Annotated in this window: 12 protein-coding genes and 2 riboswitches; of the genes, 5 read left to right on the forward strand and 7 right to left on the reverse strand. The window is 67.5% G+C overall.

The window, feature by feature from the left end; translation table 11 throughout:
- Positions 1 to 23 precede the first annotated feature (23 nt).
- Complete coding sequence (locus C0R07_RS07525) at positions 24 to 644, reverse strand: glutathione S-transferase family protein (protein WP_070472123.1); 621 nt, start codon at positions 642 to 644, stop codon at positions 24 to 26.
- Positions 645 to 718: 74 nt separating this feature from the next.
- On the reverse strand, positions 719 to 1,480 hold the full coding sequence (locus tag C0R07_RS07530; protein ID WP_102788585.1) for an NYN domain-containing protein: 762 nt from the start codon (positions 1,478 to 1,480) through the stop codon (positions 719 to 721).
- Between the two features lie 162 nt (positions 1,481 to 1,642).
- On the opposite strand from C0R07_RS07530, the gene C0R07_RS07535 reads away from it, so the two are divergent.
- Complete coding sequence (locus tag C0R07_RS07535; protein ID WP_102788586.1) at positions 1,643 to 2,935, forward strand: NAD(P)/FAD-dependent oxidoreductase; 1,293 nt, start codon at positions 1,643 to 1,645, stop codon at positions 2,933 to 2,935.
- Here the strand turns inward: C0R07_RS07535 and C0R07_RS07540 are convergent, their stop codons facing one another.
- Positions 2,936 to 3,280 carry a ribonuclease E inhibitor RraB gene (locus tag C0R07_RS07540; RefSeq protein WP_102788587.1) on the reverse strand — a complete coding sequence of 115 codons (345 nt, stop codon included), beginning with the start codon at positions 3,278 to 3,280 and terminating at the stop codon, positions 2,936 to 2,938. It lies immediately after the preceding gene.
- An 86-nt stretch (positions 3,281 to 3,366) separates the two neighbouring features.
- Positions 3,367 to 3,636, reverse strand: a complete 270-nt coding sequence (locus C0R07_RS07545; protein WP_102788588.1) for a GIY-YIG nuclease family protein — start codon at positions 3,634 to 3,636, stop codon at positions 3,367 to 3,369.
- Between the two features lie 44 nt (positions 3,637 to 3,680).
- A riboswitch (glycine riboswitch) is annotated at positions 3,681 to 3,763 on the forward strand.
- 20 nt (positions 3,764 to 3,783) lie between these two features.
- Positions 3,784 to 3,875, forward strand: a riboswitch (glycine riboswitch).
- 94 nt (positions 3,876 to 3,969) lie between these two features.
- Here C0R07_RS07545 and C0R07_RS07550 point away from each other — a divergent pair.
- The 4 genes from C0R07_RS07550 to C0R07_RS07565 all read left to right on the forward strand — a co-directional run bounded on the left by C0R07_RS07550 (position 3,970) and on the right by C0R07_RS07565 (position 12,123).
- A complete protein-coding gene (locus tag C0R07_RS07550; protein ID WP_019183564.1) occupies positions 3,970 to 4,587 on the forward strand; it encodes a trimeric intracellular cation channel family protein in 618 nt (205 codons plus the stop codon).
- Positions 4,588 to 4,790: 203 nt separating this feature from the next.
- Entirely contained in the window at positions 4,791 to 5,957 is a 1,167-nt protein-coding gene (locus tag C0R07_RS07555; RefSeq protein WP_102788589.1) for an MdtA/MuxA family multidrug efflux RND transporter periplasmic adaptor subunit, read from the forward strand.
- Positions 5,954 to 9,061 (forward strand): MdtB/MuxB family multidrug efflux RND transporter permease subunit, encoded by a 3,108-nt coding sequence (locus C0R07_RS07560; RefSeq protein ID WP_102788590.1) that lies wholly within the window; start codon positions 5,954 to 5,956, stop codon positions 9,059 to 9,061. Before C0R07_RS07555 ends, C0R07_RS07560 begins: the two co-directional genes overlap by 4 nt.
- Positions 9,058 to 12,123, forward strand: a complete 3,066-nt coding sequence (locus tag C0R07_RS07565; RefSeq protein ID WP_102788591.1) for an efflux RND transporter permease subunit — start codon at positions 9,058 to 9,060, stop codon at positions 12,121 to 12,123. Before C0R07_RS07560 ends, C0R07_RS07565 begins: the two co-directional genes overlap by 4 nt.
- 15 nt (positions 12,124 to 12,138) lie before the next feature.
- Here the strand turns inward: C0R07_RS07565 and C0R07_RS07570 are convergent, their stop codons facing one another.
- The 3 genes from C0R07_RS07570 to aroG form a co-directional block, all read right to left on the reverse strand.
- The gene (locus C0R07_RS07570) at positions 12,139 to 12,615 is read right to left on the reverse strand and encodes a GNAT family N-acetyltransferase (RefSeq protein WP_070472148.1); all 477 of its coding nucleotides are present in this window, start codon (positions 12,613 to 12,615) and stop codon (positions 12,139 to 12,141) included.
- A 3-nt stretch (positions 12,616 to 12,618) separates the two neighbouring features.
- On the reverse strand, positions 12,619 to 12,888 hold the full coding sequence (locus tag C0R07_RS07575; RefSeq protein WP_070426052.1) for a DUF1778 domain-containing protein: 270 nt from the start codon (positions 12,886 to 12,888) through the stop codon (positions 12,619 to 12,621).
- A gap of 179 nt (positions 12,889 to 13,067) precedes the next feature.
- On the reverse strand, positions 13,068 to 14,141 hold the full coding sequence (gene aroG, locus C0R07_RS07580) for a 3-deoxy-7-phosphoheptulonate synthase AroG (protein ID WP_070472152.1): 1,074 nt from the start codon (positions 14,139 to 14,141) through the stop codon (positions 13,068 to 13,070).
- Between the last annotated feature and the right edge of the window lie 3 nt (positions 14,142 to 14,144).

Below are 14,144 nucleotides of genomic sequence, written 5' to 3' on the forward strand. Positions count from 1 at the left end.
CCGGCCGCTGGCCGGCACCCCGATCAGGTCAACGCCGTCATGACCCCACGCTGGTACGCCGGCCGCTGCTTCAGCCGTTCGTACCAGGCGGCCAGATGCGGCAGGTCCGGCCGCTGGATCGGCATCTCGAACCAGGCATAGATGAAGGCGCCCAGCGGGATATCGCCCATCGCGAACTGCTCACCGGACAGATACGGCTGCCGCGACAAGGCCTCATCGGCCATGGCCAGCAACTCGCCCGAGCGCACCAGTGCGGCAGCGATGCGCGCCTCATCCCGATCAGCGGGCGCGGTCCGCAACGTGCCCCAGAACAGATCGCGGAACACGCCGGCGAAGGTCGAGGTGGTCCAGTCCATCCACTTCTCCGACTGCGCGCGCGCCACCACGTCCTCCGGGTACAGCGTGCCCAGCGCGTAGCGCGCGCAGAGATAGCGCACGATCGTGTTGGATTCCCACAGCGGCAGGCCCTGGTCCTCGATCACCGGCACCAGCCCGTTCGGATTCATCGCGCGGTACGCCGGCGACTGCGTGCCACCGAATGCACCGCCGACTTCGATCGACTCGTAGGGCGCACCGATCTCCTCGGCACACCACAGCACTTTGCGCACGTTGCTGGAATTGCGACGGCCCCAGATTTTCAGCATGATCGGACTCTCGTATCGGGCGATGCGCGGCACGGGGCGCGCGGTGCGGATACGATACGCCCAACGGCGGGCTGTTACTTCGTCGCCTTCGCCGCACTCTTCTTCGGCAGCGCGCGCACATACGTCGATTTGCCGTCCTTCTTCATCTCGAACAGGCCGGTCGCGGCCAGCAGATCGCTGAGTTTGCCGTACCCGTAATTGCGCGAATCGAAGGAGGCCTGGTTGCCGATCTGGCTGCCGACCGGGCCCAGGTGTGACCAGCCATCCTCGGCTTCGGCCGAGGTCACCGCGCGGCGCAGCATCTGCACCAGGCGGGTGTCGTTGCGCAGCTCCGGGCCGCTCTTGCGCGGGCGGGTTTCCTCGTTGTCCTGCTCCACTTCCTGATCGGCCGCATGCGGCTGACCCAGGGCTTCGATGTAGGTGAACTTAGAGCAGGCGTTGACGAACGGCTCGGGCGTTTTCTTTTCGCCGAAGCCGTACACCTTCACCCCGTCGGTCAGCAGGCGCATCACCAGCGGGGTGAAATCCGCGTCGCTGGAGACGATCGCAAAACCGTCCAGATTGCGGGCGTACAGCATGTCCATCGCGTCGATCACCATGGCCATGTCCGAGGCGTTCTTGCCGCGGCTGTAGGCGAACTGCTGGATCGGGCGGATCGCGTATTCGTGCAGCACCGATTCCCACCCTTTCAAGCGCGGACTCTTCCAGTTGCCGTAGGCGCGGCGGACATTGGCCACGCCATAGCGGGCGACTTCGGCCAGCACCGCATCGATCTTGGACGAGGGCGCGTTGTCGGCATCGATTAACAGGGCGATGCGCTTTTCCGGTTCGGACATCTCGGTCTCCTGGGCGGGATCGGATCGGCCATCGGGCAAGTGCGATGGCCCCTGAACCCAGTATCGGCCATCGACGTGAACATCGCGCTTCACGTGCGACCATGGGCCGCATCACGAGACGACCTGCGCCGCCCCCCGCCGGCGCCCGCCAAGGAGTGAAGCATGACCCGCGATCCCACGCCCCACCTGCTCATCATCGGTGGCGGTTTTGCCGGCCTCTGGGCCACCCGTGCCCTCGCCTCGGCGCACGTGCGCATCACCCTGGTGGACCGTCGCAACCACCATCTGTTCCAGCCGCTGCTCTACCAGGTGGCCACCGCCGGCCTGTCCGCGCCGGATATCGCCGCACCGCTGCGCCACATCCTCGGCGACCAGCGCAACGTTGAAGTGCGGCTGGGCGAAGTGACCGACATCGACAAGGCAGCGCGCACCGCGACGCTGGCCGATGGCACGCAGATTACGTACGACACCCTGATGCTGTGCACCGGCGCCACCCATGCGTATTTCGGCCACGACGAATGGGCCGCCGATGCGCCGGGCCTGAAGACGCTGGACGATGCCATCGCGCTGCGCCGCAAGCTGCTGCTCGCCTTCGAGCGTGCCGAGGCCGAACCCGATCCCGCGCGCAAAGCGGCGTGGCTGAGTTTCGCCGTGGTCGGTGGGGGCCCCACCGGCGTGGAACTGGCCGGCACCCTGGCCGAGATCGCGCGGCACACGCTGCGCAATGAGTTCCGCCATATCGATCCCGCCTCGGCCAAGGTCCGCCTGGTCGAAGCCGGCCCGCGCGTGCTGTCGACCTTCCCCGAGGTGCTCTCGCTCAAGGCACGGCGGCAGCTGGAAAAGCTGGGCGTGGAAGTGCTCACCGGCACCCCCGTCAGCGACATCACTGCCGAAGGCTTCCAGCTCGGCGAGCGCTTCGTCGAGGCCCGCACCGTGGTCTGGGCCGCCGGTGTCGCCGCCTCACCGCTGGCACGTACGTTGGACGTGCCACTGGACCGCGCCGGCCGCGTGCCGGTGCAGCCTGACCTCACCCTGGAGGGCCACCCGGAGATCTTCGTTGCCGGTGACCTGGCGGCACTGACCCAGGCCGACGGCAAGCCGGTGCCCGGCGTCGCGCCGGCGGCCAAGCAGATGGGCAAGCACGTGGCCACCACCGTCCAGGCACGCCTGGCCGGCAAGCCCGCGCCGGGTGCGTTCAAATACCAGGACTTCGGCAACCTGGCGACCATCGGCCGCATGGCGGCGATCGTCCACCTCGGCCGGCTGCAGCTCTCCGGCGTGCTGGCCTGGTGGTTCTGGCTGGCCGCGCACGTGTTCTTCCTGATCGGCTTCCGCAACCGCGTGGTGGTGCTGTTGAACTGGGCGGTGGCGTACTGGAGCTACCAGCGCAGCGCACGGATCATCTTCGGTGATGCACAGGACGATCGCCGGCCGAAACGACCGCCCACGCCCTGATCATCCCTGCGACAGACATCCCCAGCCATCCACCTGGCCGCTGTAGGAGACCGCCTCGCTGGCCAGCAGACCTTCGAAGCCGGCGATGTTCTGGTGGGTCGGCAGCATCAGCGGATGCACCACCACCTGCCAGGGGTAGTCGTCGTTGCCCTCGTAGGCGGCGAAGGACACCTTCTGCTCGTTCTTGAGCAGGTGCACGGCGAAGGCGATGGCCACGTCCTGGGTCGGGAAGATCAGCGCGAAATCCACCTCGCGCGGAATCGACAGATCGTCGCCATCCTGCAGCATGTTCCAGAGCACATCGCCATTCTCATCTTCCGGGTACAACGACAGATCGCGGGACATGGCACTCCAGGGCTTGGGCAAGCGGATCAACGAACGAGGGTCGATGGTATGCCGCCAACGAAGGCCCGAACAACCCGCACGCGCGGCTACGAGGGATCGGGCAGCGCCATCCACGCCAGCTTGCGCTCGCGCGGTTGCCGCTTCAGCTGCCACTCGGCCTTCGACGCGGCTGCGCGGTCCGGGTAGGCGCGCATCGCCAGCACCTTCACCGGTGGGTTGGCCCGCGTGTATTTCGCCCCTTTGCCGGCGAGATGGGCCTGGAAGCGCGCGTCCACGTCGTTGCTGATACCGGCGTAATAGCTGCCGTTGCGGCATTCAAGCAGGTACAGGTACCAGAGGGCGGGTTCAGCGGGCATACCGGGATTATCCCCCGGCACGGGCCCGGCGGCTGCTAGAATCCGCCCCGGATGCAGGAGAGAGGCGCCGCGCTGGCGCCCGCCGAAGGCGCAGGCTCCCATAATCGCTCAGGCCGGTGGCTCGATACGCCACCAACCATGCATCCGACACGCCGATCTGGAGAGAGGTCTTCAATGACCCGCCGAAGGGGCACGTGGCCTTGGCCACCGAACTCTCAGGCAAAAGGACAGCGGGAGCGGCAACGGAATCCCACCCCCACGACAGTGCAGCGGCGCTGGCGTGATGCGTGTGCGTTTCCGTCCCCGCCTGACGTGCTTTCCGGAGCCACCCCCATGCTGCTCTCCCTGATCTACCTCATCGCCATCTCGGCCGAAGCCATGACCGGCGCGCTGTCGGCCGGCCGCCGCCGCATGGACCTGTTCGGCGTGGTCATCATCGCCTGCGTCACCGCGCTCGGCGGCGGCTCACTGCGCGACATCGTGCTCGGGCATTACCCGCTGGGCTGGGTGAAGCACCCGGAGTACCTGGGCTTCACCATCTGCGCGGCGCTGATCGCGACCTGGGTGGCGCGCTGGATGCACCACTTCCGGCGTACCTTCCTGGTGCTCGATGGCCTGGGCCTGATCGCGTTCACCCTGATCGGCTGCGCGGTCGCACGCGAGGGCGGGCACACCGTGCCGATCATCCTGATCGCCGGCATGCTGACCGGTGCGTTCGGTGGCGTGCTGCGCGATGTGCTGTGCAACGAGGTGCCGCTGATCTTCCAGAAAGAACTGTATGCCGTGATCACCCTGCTCACCGGCGCGGCCTACCTGACCCTGCTGGAACTCGGCGTGTCGCTCAACGCGGCCACGCTGTGGTGCCTGGGCGGCGGCTTCCTGTTCCGCCTGCTGGCGATCCACTTCAAATGGGAAATGCCGAAGTTCGTGTACCGCGACGAGGTGCATTGATGCACGCGCAGGCATGACCAAGGTCACGGGAGCTTGAGCGGCCTGGCCCTGTATCATGGCGCTCCCGTTCCAATCGAACGGCATCCAGCCACGCGGCGGTGTTCCACCCGCTGCCCCGCCAGACACCCTCTCCCCCGTTGACCTGCCGCACTCGGCCGGTCCCCATGGACGCACTGCTCCGGTGGAGGGTGCGCAGGATGCGTATGTCCGCTTCAACGCCCGCCTCGTCTCGCCGTCGTTTCGCCAAACCGCTGTTGATCGCTGCCGCCGTCGGCCTGGCCGCGATCGCCGCATGGAAGCTGCTCTCGCCCGCGCCTGCCGCCAGCCCCGCCGGTGGCCCGCAGCCGACCCCGGTGCGCGTGGCCACTGCGACGCAGGAAGACCTGGTGGTGCGCCTGAAGGCGCTCGGCACGGTGACCCCGCTGCATACGGTGAGCCTGCGCAGCCGCGTGGATGGCGAACTGCTGCGGCTGGCGTTCTCGGAAGGCCAGCACGTCAAGGCCGGCGAGCTGCTGGCCGAGATCGACCCGCGCCCGTTCCAGGTACAGCTGTCGCGTGCGCTGGGCACCCAGCAGCAGAACCTGGCCGAGCTGGACAACGCCGAGAGCCAGCTCAGGCGCTTCACCGAACTGCAGACCAAGCACTTCGTCTCCGCGCAGGACCTGAGTGATCAGCAGAGCAAGGTGCGCCAGCTGCAGGGCCGTCGCCAGACCGACCAGGCGGCCGTGGATGAAGCGCGCCTGCAGCTGCAGTACACCCGCATTACCGCGCCGGTGGCCGGACGCATGGGCCTGCGCAATGTGGATGTCGGCAACCTGGTGCGCAGTGGCGATACCGAACCGCTGGCCACGATCACCCAGACCACGCCGATCAGCGTGCTGTTCACCGTGCCCGAGCCGGACCTGCCGGCGGTGGTCGCCGCCGCCCGTGCCAATCCACAGCTCACCGTGGAAGCCTGGGACCGCGAGGAGCGCACCGCGCTGGGCGACGGCGTGCTCTCCAGCCTGGACAATCGCATCGATACCGCCACCGGCACGCTCAAGCTGCGCGCGCAGTTCGCCAACGCCGATGAGTCGTTGTTCCCCAACCAGTTCGTCAACGTGCGCCTGCAGGTCAGCAGCAGCGATTCGGTGGTGATCCCCAATGCCGCCGTGCAGTTCGGCAGCAAGGGCAGCTACGTCTACGTGATCGCGGCCGATGCCACCTCGCACCTGCGCAACGTGGTGCTCGGCCCGGCCGATGGCGAACGGGTTTCGGTGCGCGAAGGGCTCAAGGCCGGCGAGCGCGTGGTGGTGGAAGGCATCGACGGCCTGCGCGAAGGCGCCAAGGTCGAGGTGGTGGAGCAGGACCCGCCGCGGACCGGCGCATGAACCTCTCGCGCCCCTTCATCGAGCGCCCGGTCGCGACCACGCTGCTGATGGTGGCGCTGCTGCTGTCCGGCGTGATGGCCTACCGCCTGCTGCCGGTCGCGGCACTGCCGCAGGTCGATTACCCGATCATCCAGATCACCACGCTGTATCCCGGTGCCAGCCCGGATGTCACCACCAGCGCGGTCACTGCACCGCTGGAACGGCAGCTGGGGCAGATCCCCGGCCTGAAGCAGATGTCCTCGACCAGTTCGGGCGGCGCTTCGGTCATCACGCTGCAGTTCTCGCTGGAGGTCGCGCTCGGCGTGGCCGAGCAGGAAGTGCAGGCCGCGATCAACGCCGCCGACAGCTTCCTGCCCGATGACCTGCCGGTGCCGCCGGTGTACCGCAAGGTCAACCCGGCCGATACCCCGATCCTGACCCTGGCGGTGACCTCGCAGGGGCTGTCGCTGCCGCAGGTGCACGATCTGGTCGATACGCGCATGGCCCAGCGCCTCTCGCAGCTGCCCGGCGTCGGCCTGGTCAGCCTCGCCGGTGGGCAGCGCCCGGCGGTGCGCATCCAGGTCAATCCTTCGGCGCTGGCCGCCAACGGCCTGAGCATGGCCAGCATCCGCACCGCGATCGGCACGGCCAACGTCAACATGCCCAAGGGCAGCTTCGACGGGCCGACCCGCGCGATCATGCTCGATGCCAACGATCAGATGCGCTCGGTGGCCGAGTATCGCGCCCTGATCCTGGCCTGGAAGGACGGCGCACCGCTGCGCCTGGGCGACGTGGCCACCATCGAGGATGGCGCCGAGAACCGCCAGCTGGCCGCGTGGTCGGGCACCACCCCGGCGGTGCTGATCAACATCCAGCGTCAGGCCGGCGCGAACGTGATCGCCGTGGTCGACCAGGTGCGTGCGCTGCTGCCGCAGCTGCAGGCCTCGCTGCCGGCCGGGGTGGATGTGACCATCCTGAGCGATCGCACCGAATCGATCCGCGCGTCCATCCGCGGCGTGCAGCACGAGCTGCTCATCGCGATCGCGCTGGTGGTGATGGTCACCTTCGTGTTCCTGCGCAACATCCCGGCCACGATCATTCCCAGCATCGCGGTCCCGCTGTCGCTGGTGGGCACCTTCGGGGTGATGCTGCTGGCCGGCTTCTCGCTCAACAATCTCACCCTGATGGCGCTGACCATCGCCACCGGCTTCGTGGTGGACGATGCGATTGTCATGCTGGAGAACATCGCCCGCCACCTGGAGCGCGGTGCCACGCCGATGCAGGCAGCACTGAAGGGCGCCAGGCAGATCGGCTTCACCCTGATCTCGCTGACGCTGTCGTTGATCGCGGTGTTGATCCCGCTGCTGTTCATGGCCGATGTGGTCGGCAAGCTGTTCCACGAGTTTGCGATCACGCTCGCGGTGGCGATCGGCATCTCGCTGCTGGTCTCGCTGACGCTGACGCCGATGATGTGCGCGCGCCTGCTCAAGGCCGGTCATGCCACCCGCCGCGATGCGGATGGGCAGGAATCGGCGCAGCAGGGTGACCCGTTCGATCGCGTCGTGGCGGTCTACGATCGCCAGCTGCACTGGGTGCTGCAGCGCCAGCCGCTGATGCTGGCCGCCACCGTCGCCACCCTCGTACTGACGGCACTGCTGTACGTGTGGGTGCCCAAAGGCTTCTTCCCGGTGCAGGATGCCGGGCTGATCCAGGGCATCAGCGAGGCGCCACAGTCGATCTCCTTCCAGGCGATGGCGCAGCGCCAGCAGGCGTTGTCGGCGGCGTTGCTGGAGGATGAGGACGTGGCCAGCCTGTCCTCGTTCATCGGCGTGGACGGCAACAACGCCACGCTCAACAGCGGGCGCCTGCTGATCGAATTGAAACCGCACGCACAGCGCGCTGCCGATGCGCAGGCGATCATCGCGCGGCTGCAGCAGCGCGTGGCGCATGTCCCGGGCATCAGGCTGTACCTGCAGCCGGTGCAGGAGCTGGGCATCGAAGACCGGATCAGCCGGATCCAGTACCAGTTCACCCTGACCAGCCCGGATATCGCGCAGCTGGAGACGTGGACGCCGCGCCTGCTCGAGCATCTGCAGCAGGCACCGGCACTGGCCGACGTCGCCAGCGATCTGCAGAACCAAGGGCTGCAGGCACACGTGGTGATCGACCGGGTCGCCGCCGCGCGCCTGGGGATCAGCGTGGAGACCATCGCCGATGCGCTGTACGACGCGTTCGGGCAGCGCCAGATCTCGACCATCTTCACCCAGGCCAACCAGTACCGCGTGGTGCTGGAAGCGCGCCCGGACGTGGCCTTCGGCCCGGATGCGATCGCACGCCTGCACGTCACCGGTCCGGACGGACGGCAGGTGCCGCTGGGCGGCATCGCACGGATCGAACAGCGCCCCGCGCAGCTGCTGATCAACCATGTCGGCCAGTTCCCGGCGGTGACGTTCTCCTTCAACCTCGCCCCGGAGGCATCGCTGGGCGAAGCGGTGGAGGCGATCGAAGGTGCACGCGCCGCGATCGGGCTGCCGGCCAGCGTCGAACTGCGCCTGCAGGGCGCGGCCGATGCGTTCCGCGCGTCGCTGTCGAGCACCTTGTGGCTGGTGCTGGCCGCGGTGGTGGTGATGTACCTGGTGCTGGGCGTGCTCTATGAGAGCTTCATCCATCCGATCACCATCCTCTCCACCCTGCCCTCGGCCACCGTGGGTGCGTTGCTGGCGTTGCTGGTCAGCGGGCGCAGCCTGGACCTGATCGCGGTGATCGGCATCGTGCTGCTGATCGGGCTGGTCAAGAAGAACGCGATCATGATGATCGACTTCGCGCTGGAGGCCGAGCGCGAGCACGGCATGGCGCCGCGCCAGGCGATCCACCAGGCCGCGCTGCTGCGCTTCCGGCCGATCCTGATGACCACGCTGGCCGCGCTGTTCGGCGCGATCCCGCTGATGTTCGCCAGTGGCTCGGGCGCGGAGCTGCGCCAGCCGCTGGGCCTGGTGATGGTCGGTGGGCTGATCGTCAGCCAGGTGCTGACCCTGTTCACCACGCCGGTGATCTACCTGTTCTTCGACCGCTTCCGCCAGCGCCCGGCGCCGGTGACCGACGGGGCTGACGAGGCGCTGGCGTGAGTCCGCTGTCGCGGGCGATCGGCTGGTTCGTGCAGCATCCCGTCGCCACCGTGCTGCTGGCGGTGGCGGTGGTGCTGGCCGGCCTGCTCGGGCTGCGCCTGCTGCCGGTCGCGCCATTGCCGCAGGTTGATTACCCGGCGATCAACGTCAGTGCCAGCCTGCCGGGCGCGAGTCCGGAATCGATGGCGGCCAACGTCGCCACGCCGCTGGAGCGTGCCCTGGGCACCATCCCGGGATTGACCGGGATCGACTCGGCCAGCACCCAGGGCTCGACCCAGGTCGAGCTCAAGTTCGCGCTCGGCCGCAACGTGGACGATGCCGCGCGCGACGTGCAGGCGGCGATCAATGCCGCGCGCGCGCAGCTGCCCAGCGGCATGCCGGGCATGCCCCAGTACCGCAAGGTGAATCCCTCGCAGGCGCCGATCATGGCGCTGGCGCTGAGCTCGGACAGCCTCGCGCCGGGCCAGATCTACGACGTGGCCTCCACCGTGATCGCACAGAAGCTGGCGCAGATTCCCGGCGTCGGCGAGGTGCAGGTGGGCGGCAGTTCGCTGCCGGCGGTGCGCGTGTCGCTCGATCCCAATGCCCTGAACCATCACCGCATCGCGCTGGACGACATCGCCGCGGCGATCCGCAATGCCAACGCGCTCAAGCCGCTGGGGACGGTGGCCAGCCAGGCCCAGCAGTGGCAGCTGGAAGCCACGCTGCAGCTGCGCACCGCCGCCGAGTACCGCCGCCTGATCGTGGCGATGCGCGACGGCCGCCCGGTGTACCTGGAGGATGTGGCCGGAATCAGCGAAGGCGTGGAGGATCGCTACGCCAGCGGCTTCCACAACGAGCGCCCGGCGGTGCTGCTGATCGTCAGCCGCCAGCCGGAGGCCAACATCATCGAGACCGTCGACGCCATCCAGGCACAGATGGACACGCTGCAGGCGCTGCTGCCGGCCAACATCGACATGCAGGTGGTGATGGACCGTTCGCCGGTGATCCGCGCCACCCTGCGCGAGGCCGAGCTGACGTTGCTGCTGGCGATCGCCCTGGTGGTGCTGGTGGTGCTGGCCTTCCTCGGCCACTGGCGCGCGGCGCTGGTGCCGACCGTCGCCATCCCGGTCTCGCTGCTGGGCGCGCTGGCGATCATCGCCCTGCTCGGGTTCTCGCTCAACACGCTCTCGCTGATGGCGCTGATCGTGGCCGCGGTGCTGGTGGTCGACGATGCCATCGTGGTGCTGGAGAACATCGCCCGCCATCGCGAAGAAGGCGCCTCACCGATGACCGCCGCGCTGCGGGGGGCGGGGGAAGTCGGCGCCACGCTGCTGTCGATGAACATCGCGCTGGCGGTGGTGTTCATCTCGATCCTGTTCCTGGATGACTTCGTCGAGAAGCTGTTCCGCGAGTTCTCGCTGACCCTGGTGGCGGCGATGGGTGTCTCGCTGCTGGTTTCGCTGAGCCTGACCCCGATGCTGTGCGCGCGCCTGCTCGGGCAGGCACGGCCCGGCCCCGGCAATGGCCTGCAGCGCGCCGGCACCGCGCTGTTCGAGCGTCTGCGCGGCGCCTATGTGGGCAGCCTGCAGACAATGCTGCGCTGGCTCGCGCTGCCGCTGCTGCTGTTCGCCGGTGTGATCGCACTGAACGTGTGGCTGTTCCAACAGGTGCCCAAGGGCATCGTGCCCAAGCAGGACACCGCGCAGCTACGTGGCTTCGCGCGCGGCGACGACGGCCTCTCGTTCCAGGTGATGCAGCCCAAGATCGAGGCCTACCGCAAGCTGCTGCTGGCCGACCCGGCGATCAGCGACATCATCGGGTACATCGGCGGCCGCAGCGGGGTCAACAACGCCTTCATCATGATCAAGATGAAGCCGCTGGCCGAGCGCAAGGTCTCCAGCCAGCAGGTGATCGACCGCCTGCGCGCCAACATGCCGAAGATTCCGGGCGGCGGCATGTTCCTGTGGGTGGACCAGGACATCAAGCTGGAAGGCAGCGGCGACAGCGGCCAGTACGAGTTCCAGCTGCTCTCCGGCGAGCTGGAACCGCTGCGGCAGTGGACGCCCAGGGTGGCCGATGCGCTGCGCGCCCTGCCCGAGCTGGTCGACGTGGAATCCAAGGGCGATGAAGGCATGCGGCAGGTGGTGCTCGACATCGACCGCGATGCCGCCGCCCGCCTGGGCGTGGACATGCGCATGATCGCTTCCGTGCTCAACAATGCCTTCAGCCAACGCCAGGTTGCCACGCTGTACGACACGCTCAACCAGTACCGCGTGGTGATGGAGCTGGACCCGCGCTACACCCAAGATCCTTCCACGCTGGAGCAGATCCATGTGATCGGCAAGGACGGCCAGCGCCTGCCGTTGTCGTCCATCGCGCGGTGGGAGTACGGCATGGCGCCGGACCGGATCTATCACAGCCAGCAGTTCGCCTCGGTCTGGATCGAGTTCGCGCTGGCGCCCGGCGTCACTCTGGACCAGGCGGTGAAAGCGGTGGACCAGGCCATGGCCAGGATCATGCTGCCCACCCATCTGCAGGCGCGGCTCAGCGGCGAGGCCGGTGGCTTCGAGAAACTGCGCGAGCGCCAGCTGTGGCTGATCCTCGGCGCGATGCTGGCGGTGTATCTGGTGCTGGGCGTGCTGTACGAAAGTTTCGTGCAGCCGCTGGCGATCCTCTCCACCCTGCCCTCGGCCGGCGTAGGCGCGTTGCTGGCGCTGATGGCCTTCGGCAACGAGCTGAACCTGATCTCGCTGCTCGGCCTGTTCCTGCTGGTGGGCGTGGTGATGAAGAACACCATCCTGATCATCGACTTCGCGCTGTCGGCCGAACGCGAGCGCGGCCTGTCGTCCTACGAGGCGATCTGCGAGGCGGCACGACTGCGGTTCCGCCCGATCCTGATGACCAGCGTGGCCGCGTTGCTGGGCACGTTGCCGCTGATGCTGGCCACCGGCGAAGGCTGGGAGATGCGCCAGCCGTTGGGCATTGCCATTGTCGGTGGCCTGCTGGTCAGCCAGTGGCTGACCCTGTACACCACGCCGGCGATCTATCTGGCGTTGGCGAAGCTGCGGCGCGCCGCGTGATCATCAACGGGCGCGCTATGCAACAGGCAACATCATCGTCCTGCCATCCATCGGCGACGCGATGAAGCCATGCTTGAGATAGAACGCTTTGGCAGTGTCGTCGAACGCATGACACAACAAGGCGCGCGCGCCGATGTGCCCGCAGACCTGCATCGTGCGTTGCACAGCGTCTTTCAGCAGTCCCGCGCCGACACCCTGGCCGACCCAGTCGGCATGGACGGCCAACCTGCACAGCACGATGACCGGAATGGGGTGCGGCATGTTCCGGCGAAGGCGACCGGGAACCAGCTGGTGCGAAACGCCGCCGGCAGCGAGCGCGTAATAGCCCACCACATTGTGTTGCGCATCACATACAACAAAACACCGCGATGCCCCCGATGCCTGGTTCTGGTGGGCACGCTCCATCAACCACGAGGTCAGCTCCGCCGCGCTGCATCGAAACTGCTCCAACCGATGCGCTTGAGCCAGCGCATGCGGCACAGACAACCGCAACGCTCAGCGCTCCCAGGGTGCAGGCGTGCTCAACAGTTTCCTGATGGCCGCGTTGTTTTCCAGCGGTGCATCCAGCAACGCATTAAAGCGTCGCAGCTGCTGAGGATCCAGGGAGAACTGTGTCTGGTCCGCGAGTACCTCCCGCGCCTTCTCACAGGCAGCATCCAGAATGAACTCGGTTCGGCTCACCCCGGTAACCTCAACGGCGCGGTCGATCAGCGCCTGCTTGTCGGCGGGCGCCCGGAAGTTGATGACTTTGCTGGCGAGGGCCACGGGAGGCGCTCCGGAGGTCTGTGCATACAATGTACACACAACTGGATGATCGCTCAACGGCTCCCCCCTCTTCTCAGATCGTAAGGCAAGGGTAATCCGTTGGCTCTCCATGGAAAATCGGGAGTTTCCCCGGAAAACCGTAGGCCTGAGCGCCCCGCGAATGGGGGCGCCCCCACCCGTTACGCCGCCTCGCTGATCCGCGCCGCCCGCCGTGCCCGCACTGCCTCGGCAAGGCTCTCCAGCACCGCCAGCGAGCTGTCCCAGCCGATGCAGCCATCGGTGATGCTCTGGCCGTAGGTCAGCGGCTGGCCGTCCACCAGGTCCTGCCGGCCGGCCACCAGATGACTCTCCACCATGACGCCGACGATGCGCTCTTCGCCATTGGCCAGCTGCGCGTTGATGTCGGCGATGACCTTGGGCTGGTTCTCCGGATTCTTGCTGCTGTTGGCGTGGCTGGCATCGATCATGATGCGTGCGGCCAGGTGCGACTTGGCCAGCGTCTGGCTGGTCGCTTCCACGTGGTCGGCATCGTAGTTCGGCGTCTTGCCGCCGCGCAGGATCACGTGACAGTCCGGGTTGCCGGCGGTGGCCACGATGGCGGTGCCGCCTTCCTTGGTCACCGACAGGAAGTGATGCGGGTTGGAGGCCGCACCAATCGCATCGGCAGCGATCTTGATGTTGCCGTCGGTGCCGTTCTTGAACCCGACCGGGCACGACAATCCCGATGCCAGTTCGCGATGCACCTGGCTTTCGGTGGTCCGCGCGCCGATCGCGCCCCAGGCGACCAGGTCGGCGATGTACTGCGGCGAGATCACGTCGAGGAATTCAACGCCGGCCGGCAGGCCGAGCTTGTTGATGTCGCGCAGCAGACCGCGCGCCACGCGCAGGCCCTTGTTGATGTTGAAGCTGCCGTCCAGGTCCGGATCGTTGATCAGGCCCTTCCAGCCCACCGTGGTGCGGGGCTTCTCGAAGTACACGCGCATGACGATTTCCAGCTCGTCGGCGTAGGCATCGCGCAGCGGCTTGAGGCGCTGAGCGTATTCGATGGCGGCCACCGGGTCATGGATCGAGCACGGGCCGATCACTACCGCCAGGCGGTCATCGCGGCCGTGCAGGATCTCGTGCAGGGCCGTGCGCGAGGCGCTGACCGTATCGGAGGCTTCATCGTCGCAGGGCAGCATGGCCAGCAGCTGGGCCGGCGGGGTCAACGGTTCGATCTTGCGGATGCGCAGGTCATCGGTGTGCGGGGGCATGGG

The organism is Stenotrophomonas bentonitica, assembly GCF_002887735.1.
Lineage (GTDB): Bacteria > Pseudomonadota > Gammaproteobacteria > Xanthomonadales > Xanthomonadaceae > Stenotrophomonas > Stenotrophomonas bentonitica_A.

Bases quoted from the DNA above. Each gene is read 5' to 3' on its own strand.
- C0R07_RS07525 (WP_070472123.1), bottom strand. From the start codon at position 644: ATGCTGAAAATCTGGGGCCGTCGCAATTCCAGCAACGTGCGCAAAGTG.
- C0R07_RS07530 (WP_102788585.1), bottom strand. From the start codon at position 1,480: ATGTCCGAACCGGAAAAGCGCATCGCCCTGTTAATCGATGCCGACAAC.
- C0R07_RS07535 (WP_102788586.1), top strand. From the start codon at position 1,643: ATGACCCGCGATCCCACGCCCCACCTGCTCATCATCGGTGGCGGTTTT.
- C0R07_RS07540 (WP_102788587.1), bottom strand. From the start codon at position 3,280: ATGTCCCGCGATCTGTCGTTGTACCCGGAAGATGAGAATGGCGATGTG.
- C0R07_RS07545 (WP_102788588.1), bottom strand. From the start codon at position 3,636: ATGCCCGCTGAACCCGCCCTCTGGTACCTGTACCTGCTTGAATGCCGC.
- C0R07_RS07550 (WP_019183564.1), top strand. From the start codon at position 3,970: ATGCTGCTCTCCCTGATCTACCTCATCGCCATCTCGGCCGAAGCCATG.
- C0R07_RS07555 (WP_102788589.1), top strand. From the start codon at position 4,791: ATGTCCGCTTCAACGCCCGCCTCGTCTCGCCGTCGTTTCGCCAAACCG.
- C0R07_RS07560 (WP_102788590.1), top strand. From the start codon at position 5,954: ATGAACCTCTCGCGCCCCTTCATCGAGCGCCCGGTCGCGACCACGCTG.
- aroG (WP_070472152.1), bottom strand. From the start codon at position 14,141: ATGCCCCCGCACACCGATGACCTGCGCATCCGCAAGATCGAACCGTTG.